General features: G+C 57.1%; 12 protein-coding genes. 10 read left to right on the top strand and 2 right to left on the bottom strand.

The features are described from left to right. Positions 1-41 precede the first annotated feature (41 nt). From PV407_RS12930 to PV407_RS12920, 3 genes are all read left to right on the top strand, one after another. The gene (locus PV407_RS12930) at positions 42-3,164 is read left to right on the top strand and encodes an ATP-binding protein (protein ID WP_332090345.1); all 3,123 of its coding nucleotides are present in this window, start codon (positions 42-44) and stop codon (positions 3,162-3,164) included. 75 nt (positions 3,165-3,239) lie between these two features. Next, on the top strand, positions 3,240-6,326 hold the full coding sequence (locus tag PV407_RS12925; protein ID WP_332090344.1) for an ATP-binding protein: 3,087 nt from the start codon (positions 3,240-3,242) through the stop codon (positions 6,324-6,326). Continuing rightward, positions 6,323-7,435, top strand: coding sequence for a response regulator (locus tag PV407_RS12920; RefSeq protein WP_332090343.1), 1,113 nt, complete (start codon positions 6,323-6,325; stop codon positions 7,433-7,435). Before PV407_RS12925 ends, PV407_RS12920 begins: the two co-directional genes overlap by 4 nt. Before the next feature lie 425 nt (positions 7,436-7,860). Here PV407_RS12920 and PV407_RS12915 read toward each other — a convergent pair whose 3' ends face one another. Together PV407_RS12915 and PV407_RS12910 are read right to left on the bottom strand one after the other, a co-directional pair. Beyond that, complete coding sequence (locus PV407_RS12915) at positions 7,861-8,970, bottom strand: polysaccharide deacetylase family protein (protein WP_332090342.1); 1,110 nt, start codon at positions 8,968-8,970, stop codon at positions 7,861-7,863. Between the two features lie 57 nt (positions 8,971-9,027). Beyond that, positions 9,028-9,756, bottom strand: a complete 729-nt coding sequence (locus PV407_RS12910; RefSeq protein ID WP_332090341.1) for a DUF2161 domain-containing phosphodiesterase — start codon at positions 9,754-9,756, stop codon at positions 9,028-9,030. 245 nt (positions 9,757-10,001) lie between these two features. Between PV407_RS12910 and PV407_RS12905 the strand changes: the two genes are divergently transcribed. The 7 genes from PV407_RS12905 to PV407_RS12875 all read left to right on the top strand — a co-directional run bounded on the left by PV407_RS12905 (position 10,002) and on the right by PV407_RS12875 (position 15,521). Further along, a complete protein-coding gene (locus tag PV407_RS12905; RefSeq protein WP_332090340.1) occupies positions 10,002-11,897 on the top strand; it encodes a PrkA family serine protein kinase in 1,896 nt (631 codons plus the stop codon). Between the two features lie 187 nt (positions 11,898-12,084). Next, positions 12,085-12,780 (top strand): hypothetical protein, encoded by a 696-nt coding sequence (locus PV407_RS12900; RefSeq protein ID WP_332090339.1) that lies wholly within the window; start codon positions 12,085-12,087, stop codon positions 12,778-12,780. 85 nt (positions 12,781-12,865) lie between these two features. After that, the gene (locus PV407_RS12895) at positions 12,866-13,534 is read left to right on the top strand and encodes a hypothetical protein (protein WP_332090338.1); all 669 of its coding nucleotides are present in this window, start codon (positions 12,866-12,868) and stop codon (positions 13,532-13,534) included. 244 nt (positions 13,535-13,778) lie between these two features. Next, a complete protein-coding gene (locus PV407_RS12890; RefSeq protein WP_332090337.1) occupies positions 13,779-14,432 on the top strand; it encodes a hypothetical protein in 654 nt (217 codons plus the stop codon). Next, positions 14,425-14,943, top strand: coding sequence for an accessory gene regulator ArgB-like protein (locus PV407_RS12885; RefSeq protein ID WP_332090336.1), 519 nt, complete (start codon positions 14,425-14,427; stop codon positions 14,941-14,943). Before PV407_RS12890 ends, PV407_RS12885 begins: the two co-directional genes overlap by 8 nt. Positions 14,944-14,947: 4 nt before the next feature. Beyond that, positions 14,948-15,067: a cyclic lactone autoinducer peptide gene (locus PV407_RS12880; RefSeq protein WP_332090335.1), complete on the top strand. Its 120-nt coding sequence runs from the start codon at positions 14,948-14,950 to the stop codon at positions 15,065-15,067. A 64-nt stretch (positions 15,068-15,131) separates the two neighbouring features. After that, a complete protein-coding gene (locus tag PV407_RS12875; protein WP_332090334.1) occupies positions 15,132-15,521 on the top strand; it encodes a LytTR family transcriptional regulator DNA-binding domain-containing protein in 390 nt (129 codons plus the stop codon). Positions 15,522-15,759 lie beyond the last annotated feature (238 nt).

Genomic DNA, 15,759 nt, shown 5'->3' with positions numbered 1-15,759 from the left:
AGTACGCGAGGGTATACGATTCACAAGACAGGAGAAAAGCGATGAGAAAGAAATGGATCGCGCTGGCCTTATCCGTTGCGGCGATCGCATTGCTGATCGTGCTCGAAACGATATCGGCGCTGTCCGCGGGCGATTCGCCCCGGGCGGAGCGGGGGACGCTCGATTTGCGCGATTGGAATTGGGAGCGGAAAGGCGTCGTCCGGCTTAAAGGGGACTGGGATTTTTATCCGAACGAGCTGCTGGACGGCTCGAAAGCGCCGGCCGGCGAACGCGCGACGCAGACCGTCCCCGGCGATTGGGATCTCGTTCCGTGGCCGGACGGGCATCGCGGCCCGTTCGGCTACGGCACATACCGGCTGCGCGTCGTGCTGGACGCCGATGACGAGCGGGTAATGGCGGTTCGCGTCAAGTCGATCCGGTCTTCGAGCCGGATTTACGCGAACGGGCAATATGTCGGGGCTTCGGGCGTGCCGGGAACGGGCCGGAACTCGTACGAGCTTCGCGATCTGCCGTATACGGGCTATTTTCAAGCGAAAGGCGGCATCGTCGATATATACGTGCAGGCGGCCAACTTCGACATGGCGTACGATGCCGGCATGCATCTGCCGCTCGAGTTCGGTACGCCGGAGGGGATCGACCGGAGCCGGACGTTCAACCGCGCCGCGGATTTCGGCCTTATTTTGCTCGCGGGAATATTGGCGGTCAATTTTTTGCTCGTGTTTCTATTTCGGTTAAGGCGGCCGGAATGGCTGTACTGCGGGCTGATGTGTTTGACGACGGCCCTGTTTTTGGCGTCGAGGGGCGATTTATGGCTGTATGCTCTGTTTCCGGGTTTGCCCGTCGACTGGCCCGGCCGCATCAGCTTTCTTTCCGCGATCGCCTTGACTACGCTGGCGCTGCTGTTCGTATCGAGGCGATACCGGGCGTATGCGCATCCGGCAGCCGTCAAACTGGCTTTGCCGCTGAACGCCGCTTTCGGGATCGTTTATTTGCTCGGGCCGATCCGTCTGTTTACCCGTTTGGACCGGCTTTGGATCGCGTACGCGTGCGTCCTCCTGGTCTATATGCTGTTCGTGCTGGCTCGAAGCGCGCTTCAGCGCGTCGGGACGGCCTGCGAATTTGCGGTCGCGCTCGGGTTTTTGACAAGCGTCCTCGTCCACAGCCGTCTGTTCGCGAAGCTGGACGATCCGGAGAAATGGCGGTTTTGGCTGCTTGCGCTCGTAGCGCTCGCCTTCACGCTGCTGCTCGCGAAGCGGTTCATCGAGGCGTACGAACGGTCCGAGAAGCTCGCCGGCCGGCTGCTGAAGCGGGACAAAACGAAGGACGAGTTTTTGGCCCACACGTCCCACGAGCTGCGCACGCCGCTTCATGCGATGATCAATATCGCCCAGTCGATGCTGCGCAAAGATTGGGATAAGCTGACCGTCAAACAGGCCGACGATCTGCACCTGATCGTCTCGGTCGGCGAGCGGATGGCGAACACGATCGGCGATCTGCTCGATTGGTCCGGGCTGCGGGAAGGGACGGTGCGGATCGCCCCCTCCGCGGTCAACGCGAGAGCCGTCGTCGCCAATGCGATCGACATGATCGGCTTCGTCACGCCGAACGGCAAAGTCCGGTTAATAAACGAAATTCCCGACAGCCTGCCGGCCGTTTCGGCGGACGAGCACCGGCTCATGCAGATCATGTCCAACCTTCTGCACAACGCGGTGAAATTCACTTCGGAAGGAACGATTGCGGTCACCGCCCGCACGGTCGCGCCGTTCGTCGAAATTCGCGTAACGGACACCGGTACGGGGATACCGGAAGACCAACTGGACATCGTTTTCGACGCGTACGAGCAAGCGGCCGCCAACCCGAATTCGTTTTTCGGAACGGGGCTCGGGCTAAGCATTACGAAACGTCTCGTCGAGATGCACGGCGGCACGATCGGCGTCATTTCCGAGGTCGGAAAGGGCTCGACTTTCTTTTTCACGCTGCCGACGGTCGAAGCGGCCGGCAATGCGCCCGCCTCTCCGGAGCCGCTTGCGCTCGACGAAAGGCCCCCGGCGGACGGCGCGCTGGAAGCCGCCGCATCGGCCGATCCGTGCGAGGGAATGGAAGAGACGCCGTACGAGCTTGTCCGGGCGGATGACGAAGAAGAGACGCACGTGCTGATCGTGGACGACGATCCCGTCAATTTGCAGGTCATGGAAAGGCTGCTGTCCCGCCAGCACGTTCGCGTCAGCACCGCCTCGGACGGCGAAGAAGCGCTGCGGCTGCTCGCCCTCACCGCGAAGCCCGACCTCGTCATTCTCGACCTGACGATGCCCGGCTTGTCCGGCATCGACGTCTGCCGCAAAATCCGCGAACGGGCTACGCTCTACGATATGCCGGTGCTGATCATGACCGCGAGCGGGCGGGACGAGGATATCGGCATGGCGTTCGCCGCCGGGGCGAACGATTTTGTGTCCAAGCCGGCGAGAGCTTCGGAGCTGCGGGCGCGCGTCCGGACGCTCGTACAGATGAAGCGGTCCGTCCGCGACCGGCTGCGAATGGAATCGGCGCTGCTCCATGCGCAAATCAAGCCGCATTTTTTGTTCAATACGATCAACTCGATCGCCGCTCTCAGCGAGGAATCGCCGGAACGGATGCGCAAGCTTTTGGCGGAATTCGCCCACTATTTGCGGGAAAGCTTCCGCTACGACAGCATGTCCCCGCTCGTCGAATTCGAGCGCGAGCTTCGACTCGTTCGTTCCTACCTATATATTGAAGGAACACGCTTCGGGGAACGGCTGAAGGTGACGGTGGACGTGCCGCCCGGCCTCGGCTTCTACCTGCCTCCGCTTACGGTGCAGCCGCTGGTCGAAAACGCGATTCGCCACGGCGTCATGAAGCGCAAGGAGGGGGGAACCGTCGAGCTTGTCGTGACGGTCGAGGACGGGCATTACGTCATCCGGATCCGCGACGACGGCGTCGGCATCGAGAGCGAGCTGCTGGCGAAGCTGAATGCCGGAGACGGCAAAGCGGCGGCGGGGATCGGTCTCGCCAACATAAACAGCCGATTGATGCAGCAATTCGGCACGAAACTGGACATCGCCAGCGAGCCGGGAAAGGGGACGACCGTAACCGTCCGGCTGAAGACGGAGTACGCGCGGCGCAAACCTCAGCCGGAGCCCTTATAGCCTATTCCATTCGGGAGCGAAAACGACGATAATAAAGAGTACAATCCGCCTGTTTGGCAAGAAAGGCCCGAATACATGTCGGAAAAACGCATCATTCTGATCGTCCTGCTCTCGAATATCGTGCTGTTCGCCATAAGCGCCTGCTTGTCGGTGAATGAAAGGCGGTTCATGCCGTCGGCTTCGGGCGGCGTGCTCGACCTTCGAAACTGGGAATGGCACGAGCGAGGGCTGGTTGAATTGAAGGGCGAATGGGAGTTTGTCCCCGGCCGTTTCGTCGACCCGGGAAGCGCGGCGGATCCCGTTCCCGGAGCTTTGCTGCAGGTGCCGGGCCGTTGGGGCGCGCTTACGCCCGAGTCGGGGCGGCGGGACCAGTTCGGTTACGGAACGTACCGGCTGCGCGTGCTGCTCGGAGAAAACCGGCCTCCGATCATGGCCGTCCGGGTGTCGGACATTTTCACCGCGCATACGTTGTACGTGGACGGGAAACGCATAAACGGAAGCGGCACGCCGGGCGAAGACCGGGCGCAAACTTCGGCCGCCAATCGGCCTTACATCGCTTATGCGGCCGCGGCCGGCGGCGCGCTGGACATTGCCGTGCACGCGTCGAATTTCGAGCATGCGAACAAGGGCGGCATTTACGGAGCGATCTCGCTCGGCATTCCGGAAGCGGTAGAGCGCGCGCGTATCGTCGACATGGCGCTCCAGGTTTGCCTATTGTTTACGCTGCTGCTGTTCGCCTTCATTTTTTTGCTGACCGGCGTTTACCGGAGCCGCCGGTCGGAAGGCTGGCCGTATTTCGCCGCTTATTGTTTGTTCGCGGCGCTTTACGTTTCGACGCGGCAAGAAAAATGGCTGCTGTTCGTATTTCCGTCGCTCGCGTCGGAATCGGCCGTCCGGCTCATTTTCGTTTTTTCCGCACTGGCGGTTTTGTTTTTTCATCTGTTCGCGGGGACCCGGCATCGTTCGTCCGGGCTGGCGAAGCTGAACCGGGCTCTGACCGTTTTGCTGGCCGGCTACACGTCGTTCTGCCTGCTCGCCGACATCGAATGGGTGACCTTCACGACGAGCGGATGGGCCGTATGCGCCATGGCCATGACTTTGTACAGCCTGGCTTTGCTGCTTCGTGCCGCCCTGCGCGGGGAACGGGAAGCGATGTACGATTTCGCGATGTCGGTCACGATGGCGGGGGGCAGCTTCTTGCGGCTCGGAGCGGAATTCGGGCTGGATGCGGATCGTCTGTTCGCCCTGCAGCTGTTCGCCTTCATCGTCGGCCTGTCGGTGATGCTCGCCCAGCGTTATTTCCGGGCTTACCGCAGGGCGGAAGAGACGATGCTGCAGCTGAGACGGGCCGACCGGTACAAGGAAGAATTCATTACGCATACGGCCCGCGAGCTGAGCAAGCCGATTCAAGCGTTGACGAATGTCGTGCAATCGGTGCTCGAGAAGGGCGGCGCCCCTCTGTCCGAGAAGACGGCGAACGATTTGGCGCTCGTCGTTTCGGTCGGACGCCGGATGACGGTTTTGCTGAACGACTTGACCGACTGGTCGAACCTGATGGAAGGTCGGGTCCGGCTCCGAACACGGCCGCTCGATTTGCGGGATACGGCTGCGGGCGTGCTGGACGTGCTGCGGAGCGTCGAGCCGAAGACGTACGCGGGACTTCGTCATGCGATCCCCGCGGGGCTGCTGCCGGTCGAGGCGGACGAGCAGCGTCTGACGCAGCTGCTTGCCGGATTGCTTCAGCATGCCGCGAGGCATACCGTGCCCGGCCGCGTTCGCTTGTCCGCCGCCGCGCGGGGCGATCGGGTGGAGGTGCGCATCGCCGGGACGGAGCAAGAATTTACGAACGCCAAGCTGGACCGCATTCGCGGAACGTACGAAAGGTTTTACCCGCAGCCCGACTTCTGGACGGAGGAAGGCTTATGGCTCGCTTTGTCGAGCAAGCTGGTGGAGCTTCACGGCGGCCGGCTGCGCGTGGAAACCGGGCAAGACGGACACGGGGCTTTCGTGTTCGATCTGCCGGCCGCCGCCGGCGGCCGGCTCGCCCTCTCCGAGGCGCGGTTTCGCGGGAGCGGGGCGGCGAAGTTCGACGGAGACGAGCCGGACAGGCTGGCGGCGGCAAGCCGGATGACCGAAGGCGCGAGCGCGGACGAACGGGCCGCGGGCGGCGAACGGGGACGCGTGCTGATCGTCGACGTCGATGCGATGAGTCTGATCGCGATGCGAAACGTGCTCGCGCTCGACCATATCGAGCCGGTCGCGGCCCGTTATGCCGAGGAAGCGATCGAGGAGCTTCGCCGACCGTGGAAATGGGATTTGATCATCGTCGACTTGCGCATGCCGGGCGTATCGGGGCTGGAACTGTGCCGCTCGATCCGCGAGCGGTACCCGCTGTTCGAGCTGCCGGTTTTGATGATGACGTCGGCCGGCCGCCCCGAGGATGCGATCGCCGCTTTCGCGGCCGGAGCGAACGATTTTTTGGCGAAGCCCGTCGATTTGGCCGAGCTGCGGGCGCGCGTAAGGACGCTGCTGCGGGTGAAGCGATCCGCCGTCGAGCGGATTCGTATGGAAACGGCGTTTTTGCAGGCGCAAATCAAGCCGCACTTTTTGTTCAATACGCTTAATTCGATCGCGGCGCTTGCGGACGACGAGCCCGAGCGGATGAAACGGCTGCTGGCGCACTTCGGCACGTATTTGCGGGAAAGCATTCGCTTCGACAACCTGGAGTCGGTCGTCACGCTGGAGCGCGAGCTGCTGCTCGTGAAGTCCTACCTCGGCATCGAACGGGAGAGGTTCGGCAAACGGCTGCGCGTGAGATGGGAAGTGACGGACGGTCTCGCGGCGCTCGTTCCTCCGCTTATTATTCAGCCGCTCGTGGAAAATGCCGTCAATCACGGCGTCATGAAGCGGAAGGAAGGCGGACGGATCGTCATCAGAATCGGTCCGGAAGCGGACGATTTCGTCATTCGCGTCTCCGACGACGGGGTCGGCATATCCGCGGATTGGCGGAACAACCGGGGCTCCGGGGCAGGCGTAGGTTTGGAAAATATCGAGCGGCGGATCGTGCAGGCATACGGCACGCCGTTAACCGTCCTCGGCGGGCCGGGAATCGGCACGACCGTGGAAATCAGATTGCCGCTTAGGGAGGTGGTCGCGAAATGAAGGCGATATTGGCGGACGACGAAGAGCTCGCTCTGCGATATTTGGAAAAACAACTGCTCGCGATCGGCAGCATCGAGATCGTCGGCAAATATTCGGATGTCGAGGAAGCACTCGAGGCGGCCGAGGCGAATACGCCGGACGTCGTCTTTCTCGACATCGACATGCCGGCGCTGAGCGGCATCGAGGCGGCGGAACTGCTGGCCGAACGGTCTCCCGGCACGGACGTCGTATTCGTGACCGCCTTTGAGGAATACGCGGTCAAAGCGTTCGAGCTGAACGCCGTCGACTACATATTGAAGCCGGTCGAAACCGAGCGGCTTACGCGCACCGTCACGCGGCTCGTTCAGCGGAGAAAGCGCGAGCCCGCGGCTGCGCCGGCTCGCCCGGCGATGATTCGCTGCTTCCAGGTGCTGGAGTACGACGCCTCCAAGCCGGAAGCGATTCCTTGGCGAACGACGAAGGCGCAGGAGCTGTTCGCCTATTTGCTCCACCACCGCGACCAGCCGGTGCGCAAAGACGTGCTGCTGGAGCTGCTGTGGCCGGAAGTCGACATGAAGAAAGGGTATACGCAGCTGTATACCGCCATCTATCAAATCCGCAAAACGTTGGAAGCGATGGGCGCGGGCGTGCGGGTCGTCAGCTACGAGAAAGGGTACCGCCTCGAGCTGGGCAAAGTGACGCTCGACGTCGAGGAATGGGAGAAGGGCGTCATGGACGCGAAGCTCGACTCGGAGACGGTCGAGCGCCACCTCGCCCTGCTGGAGCTGTACCGCGGCCATTATTTGGCCGAGTACGACTATTTGTGGGCCGAGAGCGAACGGGAGCGGCTGAAAACGATTTGTTTCCGGCACGCGACGCTTCTCGCGGAATGGCTCGACGGGGCGGGCAAAAGCGCGGAATCGATCGCGGTGTTTTACCGGCTGCTGCGGCTGTTTCCGTATTCGGAAGACGTCCACTTCTCGCTGATCAAGCAGTACGCCAAGCAGGGGGATTGGGATTCGGCCGACAAATGGTACGCGGCGCTGGAACGGATGATGCGCGAGGAATTCGGCGCCGACGTGCAGCCGGAGATCCGGAATTGGTACAACGCGCAAAGGCCGGTCAAATGACGGCCTCCCGCCCTGCTTTGGAACGACGAAGACTTCCGCGCACGTTCGCGCGGAAGTCTTTTTTGGCGGATCGGCTCGGCAGCCGGGCTTCGTGTCGGCCGATGCGGGATGGAACGAATCGTAGGATGGTTATCGGCGGAAAAAACGATCGTTTTTCAGGCTAACGAATTGTGACATCGCTATCCAGCCCGAAATGGAAGAAAACGATCCGATTTGCCGGCAATAGCGATACTGGAGTTCGTAAACCCATTCAAACCTACGCATTCGGCTCCGATAACGATCGCTCGATTCGTCAGGCGCGCAAATAGGTTCGGTTTGCGCAAAAAAGGACCGTCCGGCGTATTTCCGGACGGTCTTTTTTTGCGTTCCCCGCGCCGGAGATTCGGCAAGGTCGATGTTCGCGCCTACGGTCACCGTCTGAGGCGTCAAGGCTTCAGCTTTTTCACGAACGTCTCCATGCTCTCCTTCCCGCCGACAAAAATCCGCTTCAGCAGCAGCGGGTTTTGCGTCCGCTCGGTCCGCCCTTGGTCGATCGTGAACGCGAAGCGCACGTTATGCTCCTCGAGCAGTTTGATCGTATCTTTGTTGCGCACGCCGTACGGGTAACAAAACACGACGGTGTCGATTCCGGTCTGCTCCTTTAGCTGCCTGATCGATTCGGCGATTTCGAAACGCTGCTCCTGAACCGTCAGTTTGCTCAAATACGGGTGCGTCATGCCGTGCGGCTGAATGTCCCAACCGGCTTCGGCCATTTCGCGGATTTGCTCCCAGTCGGCGAAATAACCGTCCTGGCCGACCATCCCGGGAGAGACGAACATGATCGCCGTATAGCCGTACTTGCGCAAGATCGGCATCGCTTCCGTGTAATTGTCCGCATAGCCGTCGTCGAACGTGAGCAGCACCGATTTGTCCGGCGCTTTCAGGCGGCCGTCCCAAATGTCGGTAAACTGCCGAAGCGTCAGCGCCGTATAGCCTTCCTTTTTCAAATGCGCCATCTGCGCGTCGAGCTTCTTCGGATCGAGCACGGCGTTGTTGTCCGGCTCGATGCCGATGCTGTGGTAGTTGAGCACCGGTATCGAAAACTTCGGCTCCTTCGCGGCTTCGGCATCCGCGGCCGGCACCGGAGCGGAAGCCGGGACCGAAGCGGAAGCCGGAGCAGGAGACGCAGCGGCGTCCCCGCGGGCGTCGGCTGCCGCGCCTTCGGTTGCGGAACCGCTTTCAGCGGCGGGCGCACCCGTCGCCGGTACTGTCGAAGCCGACCCGGCAATCGCGACGTGGTGCTCGTTTTTCGAGCCGGCGGCCGGAACGTCTTGTCCCGCTGCCGGCGGTTTCGGTTCGGCCGCCTTCGGGGCGGCGGGCTCTTTACCCGTCGCCGGCGTCCCGGCTGCGATACGTTCCGTCAAGGAGCGTTCGCTTACCGCGGTCAGCTCCCGATCCTCGGGCACGCAGCCTGCGCATAGGAGCGCGGCTGCCGCCAGTAGCGGCGCGATGTAATCGCGCAGCTGCCATCTGCTTTTCACAACGTTACCGACCATGGTCCCGACCCCGCATTCGGAAAAGTTCGAATCAAGCAATCTATTACTATAGGTATCCTAGTTGCGGTTCAAACATTCCTGATCGGGAGCAAACTTCGTCTGCCAAACGTGGCTGTACTGCTCGAGCGCCTGCTCGCCGAGCGGCGTAAGCCGGTATACTCCGCGGTTTTCCCGTTCGAACCAGCGATAATAGTTTTTTTGCAGCAGCGACGCGGCTTTCGGATTGTCGGTCAGCTCCCGCAGCCGCTTGGGCGACAAGCTCCCGTGACGCTTCAGCATGATCGCCAGCGCCAGCGCTTTTTCGCGGTACGCGGTGACAATTTTGCGCTGCGTGCTGCCGCCGACGTTGTAATCGCCGCTCCGCTCCTTGAATTCGTACACGAGTCTGGACGATTTCAGCTTGCTCTTTCGCGGCGTATACGGCTCGGGGTCGCAGACGACCTCTACTTTCGGCTTGCGAGTTTTGTAGAAGCGGACCGTCATCAGGCCGATCCCGATACGCCGGCACAGCCGGGACAGATCGGACCATTTTAAGCCGTGAGGCGCCCTGCCCGATTCCGGCATTTCGACCGCCACGTAAACCCGGTCGGCTTGCGACAGCCGGTCGATCCCTTGAACGAGCAAAGGGATGTTGAACGTTTTTTTCAGCTCGACGACCACGATCGGATCGTCTCCGCGAACGGCGACCAGATCGCAGTGGCGCACCTCGCCGCGCACCTCGAAGCCAAGCGATTCCATATAGCGTTTGACCGGTTCGTACAGCTCGGTTTCACTGCAAATGGACACGGTTTGAAGCCTCCTTGCCTTTCTTCCATTATAGCATATGGTTCGCCGCGGCCCGCGGAACTTCCTGCTTTCATCGATTTTCAAGCGAATTGAACGGTTCCCCGGCAAAATTTCTCGGCAATTAATGGCGGGCTGGCGCATAGGTATTTAATACGCTTCAAATTCGAATATCTAGCACTATCCGAATTGGAAGAGACCTCGGAAAGGCGAGCCGTCATGATGCGTGCAGATGAAAGGAGGTTACCATGGATATTTTCAAACGAATAACGGAGCACCGCCGGGAGCAGGAGAAAGCGTCCTGGACCGGCACGTTTGCCGATTACGTCGAAATCGTCAGGCGCAATCCGGGCGTAGCCAAGACCGCGCATGCGCGTGTGTACGATATGATCGCATGGCACGGCATTACGGAAGAAAACGGCCAGCGCAAATACAAATTTTTCGAAAACGACATGTTCGGGTTGGACCGGACTCTCGAGAAGCTGGTGGAGGAATATTTTCATTCGGCGGCGAGACGTCTCGACGTTCGCAAGCGGATTTTGCTGCTGATGGGTCCCGTCAGCGGCGGGAAATCGACGATCGTATCCATGCTCAAACGGGGGCTCGAACGGTATTCCCGGTCGCCGGAAGGCGCGCTGTACGGCATTAAAGGATGCCCGATGCACGAGGAGCCGCTGCACCTCGTTCCGCTCGAGTTGCGGCCGGAAATCGAGGAGACGCTCGGCGTCCGCATCGAGGGCAATTTATGCCCTTCGTGCCAGATGAGGCTGAAAACGGAATACGGCGGCCGCATCGAGGACGTTCTCGTCGAGCGCGTGCTCCTGTCGGAGGAAGAGCGGGTCGGCATCGGGACGTTCAGCCCGTCCGATCCGAAATCGCAGGACATCGCCGATTTGACCGGCAGCATCGACTTTTCGACGATTACGGAGTTCGGTTCGGAATCGGATCCGCGCGCTTACCGGTTCGACGGGGAGCTGAACAAGGCGAACCGCGGGCTGATGGAGTTCCAGGAAATGCTCAAGTGCGACGAGAAGTTTCTATGGAACTTGTTATCGCTCACCCAGGAGGGCAACTTCAAGGCGGGCCGCTTCGCGCTCATTTCCGCCGACGAGCTGATCGTCGCGCATACGAACGAAACGGAGTACAAATCGTTTATCGCCAACAAGAAAAACGAGGCGCTCCAATCGCGGATGATCGTCATGCCGATTCCGTACAACCTGAAAGTGTCCGAGGAGGAAAAAATTTATCGCAAGCTGATCGGCCAAAGCGATATGAAGCATATTCATATCGCCCCGCATACGCTGCGCACGGCGGCCGTATTCACCATTTTGACCCGGCTGAAAGAGACGAAAAAGCAGGGCGTCGATTTGGTCAAAAAAATGAAAATGTACGACGGAGAGGCGATCGAAGGGCTGAAGGAAGCCGACTTGAAGGAGATGCAAAACGAGTACGCCGAGGAAGGGATGTCCGGTATCGACCCGCGCTACGTCATCAACCGGATATCGAGCGCGCTCATTCGCCACGACCTGAAATGCTTGAACGCGCTTGACGTGCTGCGGGCGATGAAGGACGGTCTCGACCAGCATCCGTCCATCACGAAGGAGGAGCGCGAGCGCCATCTGAATTACATAGGTATCGCTCGCAAGGAGTATGACGAGCTGGCCAAAAAAGAAATCCAGAAGGCGTTCGTCTATTCGTACGAAGAGTCGGCCAAAACGCTGTTCGACAATTACCTCGATAACGTCGAGGCGTACTGCAACTGGCAAAAAATACGCGATCCGCTGACGGGAGAGGAAATGGACCCGGACGAGCGGCTGATGCGATCGATCGAGGAGCAGATCGGCATTTCCGAAAACGCCAAAAAGTCGTTCCGCGAAGAAATTTTGATCCGCATGTCGACGTATTCGCGCAAAGGGAAAAAGTTCGACTACAACAGCCACGAGCGGCTGCGCGAGGCGATCGAGAAAAAGCTGTTCTCCGACCTGAAGGACATCGTCAAAATCACGACGTCGACGAAAACGCCGGACGAAAACCAGCTGAAAAAAATAAACGAGGTGACGAAGCGGCTTATCGAGGAGCACGGCTACTGCCCGGTATGCGCGAACGAAATGCTGCGCTACGTGGGCAGCTTGCTGAACCGGTGACGAGGGAATGCCGGCTCCCGATTTGCAAATGATCGAATATTTACGGCCCGGGGCGCGCTGGCTCCGGGTCGCCGCATTTCCCTATATTTCGCCCTTTTTCATAGAACGCCGTGTCAAATTATAGTATAATGCAGGAGGATGCCGGCTCCCGGATGAAGCGGCATCATAGAAGCAAGGGGCGTACGTAATGATCAAAGTGCTGTTGTTTTTGCTGTTCTCGTCACTGGAATGGATGGCGCTGATCATGCTGGCGTTGGCCATGTTCCGTTTCCCGCTGAGAGGGAATGTCGGACAAGTCGTCTTCACGTCGTTCTTGCTGTCGCTGCTCTCGTATTTCGTTTTCAGAACGATGGAGATTAATGCATTGGCCACCGTGCTGCAGCCGCCGGCCGTCTTTTTGTTTTTTTGGCAAATGTTTCGGATCCATTATTTTTACGCGGCGATCGTGACGATTTACGGATATTTGGGATTCGCGGTTCTCCAACTGTGCGTCTATTTTGCATTCGATCTGTCGGGTATCGCTTTTTCCGAGATCGTGCCGAATACGTTTGCCGGCTACTTATTGCAAGTCGTCTCCGTCAGTCTGATCTGCGGCATTGCGCTGCTTTTGTACAAATATCGAATCGGGTATTCCTTCGTGCCGGATTACGCGTATAAGAAAGTCGTTCTTCGGGGCTTGAACCTGCGCATTCTCCTGCTTGTACTTGCGGGCTACATCGTCATTTCGTTTTCGAATTTGCTTTTCTTCAGCATCGGATTCGCGACGCTGACGTTTGTCTCGCTCGCCGCCGTACTGGGCATTCTTCTCTATCTCGCCCTGAAAAAGGACGGGAGCGATCGAAGACCGGGCCATCGGGGTCAAGGGTACGGAAGGAACGGTTAGCGTTCCTATTGCCTCATGAATCGATAAAAAACGAATAAATGCAATCATAACCGCATTAGGGGCGTACACAATGAGCAAAGTGCTGTTGTTTCTGCTGTTCTCGTCGCTGGAATGGATGGCGCTGATCATGCTGGCGTTGGCCATGTTCCGTTTCCCGTTGAGAGGGAACGTCGGACAAGTCGTATTCACGTCGTTCTTGCTGTCGCTGCTCTCGTATTTCGTTTTCAGGACGATGGAGATGCGGGTGCTGGCCACCGTGCTGCAGCCTCCGGTCGTCTTTTTGTTTTTTTGGCAAATGTTTCGAGTCCATTATTTTTACGCGGCGATTGTAACGATCTACGGATATTTGGGGTATTTGGTTTTGCAGGTGCCCATATATATCGGCTTCGATTTACTGGGCGTACCGTATTCCGAATTGCTTCCGAATACGTTGGCGGGATATGCGACGCAACTGATATCGGTTACTTTGGTTGGACTTTTAGTCGGCACGTTGTACAAATACCGGATCGGATATTCGTTTGTGCCAGAATGCGAAAATAGGAAGGTACAGCTGCGGGGCTTGAACTTGCGTATTCTCATGCTTGTCGTTGCGGGCTACATCGTCGTTGCGTTTATGAACTTATTGGTGTTCGGCAGCGGATTCGCAATGCTATCGTTTGTGTCGCTCGCTGCCGTATTAGGTATACTTCTATATCTAGCCCAGAAAAAAGACGGCCGGGACCGAAGATTCAACCATCGTAGTCAAGGGTATTAACAATTAAGAAAGGGTAACGGTTCGATCGTCCCGAACAAAAGGGAATGAAACGACGTTATAGGTCGAATAGCTTGTAAAGCTTCCTTAGGCAACTCAGGGAAAATTTTTACGTTTTCCTGCAAAACAATAGAATAGTTTCGAATTTTTGCCTTTTTTTGATAGAAGAATTTGTAGTATAATGGAAGCGGATGCATAGATCGCGAGAACTAATAGCGGTATTTAGACGCATTAGGGGCGTACATAAATGATTATGTTGCTGTTTCTGCTGTTTTCGTCTTTGGAATGGATGGCCATGTTTATGCTAGCGTTAGCCATGTTCCGTTTTCCGGTAAGGGGATATGTCGGACAAGTAATATTCACGTCGTTTTTGCTTTCTTTGCTCTCTTATTTTGTTTTTAGGACCATGGATATGCGGGTGCTTGCTACGGCGCTCCAGCCGCCGGTCGTGTTTTTGTTTTTTTGGCAAATGTTTCGAATTCATATTTTTTATTCGGCGATAATGACAATTTACGGTTATTTGGGATACATGGTTTTGCAGCTTTGCGTATATTTTCTGTTCGATCTATTCGGATACCCGTTTTCGCAAATAGAGCCTAATACAATTGTCGGATATTCATCACAAATTGTGACCATTTCTCTGGTCGGAACTATCGTTTGGTTTCTGTACAAATATCGGATCGGGTATACGTTTGTGCCGGACTACGAACATATGAAAGTCATACTTCGGGGTTTGAACTTGCGAATTCTCGTTCTTGTTTTTGCAGGTTACCTTACGGTTGCGGTTGCAAACCTTCTAGTGTTTGACAACGGTTTTGCAAATCTTTCTTTCGCATTACTCGCCGTGCTTCTTGGGATTCTTCTATATCTTGCCCAAAAAAAGGATGATGGCAATGATTGAAGCTTGGGCAGAAAAGATGGCTGTAGCGATCAAACGTACGAACGCGGATGAAACGGTCAGCGTTCCGGTAATGAAATACGCTCTTATCATCGTAATCAACTATTTTATACCTGTTATCGCATCGCTGACTATCGGATTGATAACCGGGAAAGTCGGCGCAACGGCCTGCTCGATACTTGCCTTCTCGTTGATTCGCGCCTTTTCGGGCGGTTATCATTTTAAATCCGCGGTAGTATGCATGGCAGTCACTACTGCGATTACTGCCATACCTCCTCACATCGCGCTTCCCGCAAAATGGATCGTTGTTTTAACCGCGATCAGCTTCCTACTAGTCGCGTGGCTGGCGCCGGCGGGCATTCGCGGATATGCGCGGATGCCGGAAAAGTATTTTCCAATTATGAAAGCAATCTCCTTGCTCATTGTCGGCAGCAACTTTATGATCAACTCCGGCCTGCTGGCAATACTTTTCATCATTCAAGGAGTATCGCTATTTAAGTGGAAGGAGGTGTAGAAAAATGGACAAAAAAGTAGCAAAAATCCTTTCCTCCGTCCTCAATGGAATTGCCCGTTATTTTTTGCAAACCGCCTCACCCTTTGGCACACACCGTCCGCAACTGCCGGAAGAGTTGAAGTAATGTCTTGAACCGGCTGCCAACTCTCGGGTTGGCAGTCAACCTAATTTCGTCGGAGTGAGCACGCATGAAAATAATCGTCACGCGGGATCCAGGGAACGATTCCGAGTGGATAGAGCTAGATTTCCAGGATATCGTGGCGATCCAATCTTGGGATCGGGCGGTAATCGTACATACGGCCAACGACCATTTTTATCCGCTTTATCCCGGCCTTTCCAATTTCGAAAAACAAGCGGTCAAGATGGGCTTTCGCAAGCTCGACCGGACGAATTTGGTCAATCTTCATAAAATCAAACATTACGATAATGAGCAGGGGCTCGTTTTTTTTGAGACTCCGATTACAAATAAAAGCAAATATTCCACAATTTCTTTCGAAAAAAATAAAAAGTTGAAGACGGAAATCGAAGACTGGGTTGAAAAAAATTTGCGGAACGAGGGAAAAACCGGCGAAACGTAAGTGCCCGAACGGTATGCAAACCGATTCGGGCATTGGCGGTTCATTCGGCGAACCGCTCGTCCACGGGCACTTTCGCGCAAGGAAAAATGCGGGCAACACGGTGAACGAAGCGTGTCAAGCGTCTGTGAAAATGTCACCTTAACTGAGCAGTAAAAATGTCACTTTTTGTAGTGTGGAGGCCGCCCGTCACCAGAAGGCCTCATGATAGGTGTTGTGCTGGGAATACAGAGCCTCTTGG

This window comes from Paenibacillus sp. GYB003 (assembly GCF_036577625.1).
GTDB lineage: Bacteria > Bacillota > Bacilli > Paenibacillales > NBRC-103111 > Paenibacillus_AB.
Note: the sequence above shows the minus strand (reverse complement) of the source record. Positions and strands in the feature narration are given on the sequence as shown.

Excerpts from the sequence above, each read along its gene's own strand:
- PV407_RS12925 (WP_332090344.1), top strand. The coding sequence starts at position 3,240 with ATGTCGGAAAAACGCATCATTCTGATCGTCCTGCTCTCGAATATCGTG.
- PV407_RS12900 (WP_332090339.1), top strand. The coding sequence starts at position 12,085 with ATGATCAAAGTGCTGTTGTTTTTGCTGTTCTCGTCACTGGAATGGATG.
- PV407_RS12875 (WP_332090334.1), top strand. The coding sequence starts at position 15,132 with ATGAAAATAATCGTCACGCGGGATCCAGGGAACGATTCCGAGTGGATA.
- PV407_RS12905 (WP_332090340.1), top strand. The coding sequence starts at position 10,002 with ATGGATATTTTCAAACGAATAACGGAGCACCGCCGGGAGCAGGAGAAA.
- PV407_RS12920 (WP_332090343.1), top strand. The coding sequence starts at position 6,323 with ATGAAGGCGATATTGGCGGACGACGAAGAGCTCGCTCTGCGATATTTG.
- PV407_RS12885 (WP_332090336.1), top strand. The coding sequence starts at position 14,425 with ATGATTGAAGCTTGGGCAGAAAAGATGGCTGTAGCGATCAAACGTACG.
- PV407_RS12915 (WP_332090342.1), bottom strand. The coding sequence starts at position 8,970 with ATGGTCGGTAACGTTGTGAAAAGCAGATGGCAGCTGCGCGATTACATC.
- PV407_RS12930 (WP_332090345.1), top strand. The coding sequence starts at position 42 with ATGAGAAAGAAATGGATCGCGCTGGCCTTATCCGTTGCGGCGATCGCA.
- PV407_RS12880 (WP_332090335.1), top strand. The coding sequence starts at position 14,948 with ATGGACAAAAAAGTAGCAAAAATCCTTTCCTCCGTCCTCAATGGAATT.
- PV407_RS12890 (WP_332090337.1), top strand. The coding sequence starts at position 13,779 with ATGATTATGTTGCTGTTTCTGCTGTTTTCGTCTTTGGAATGGATGGCC.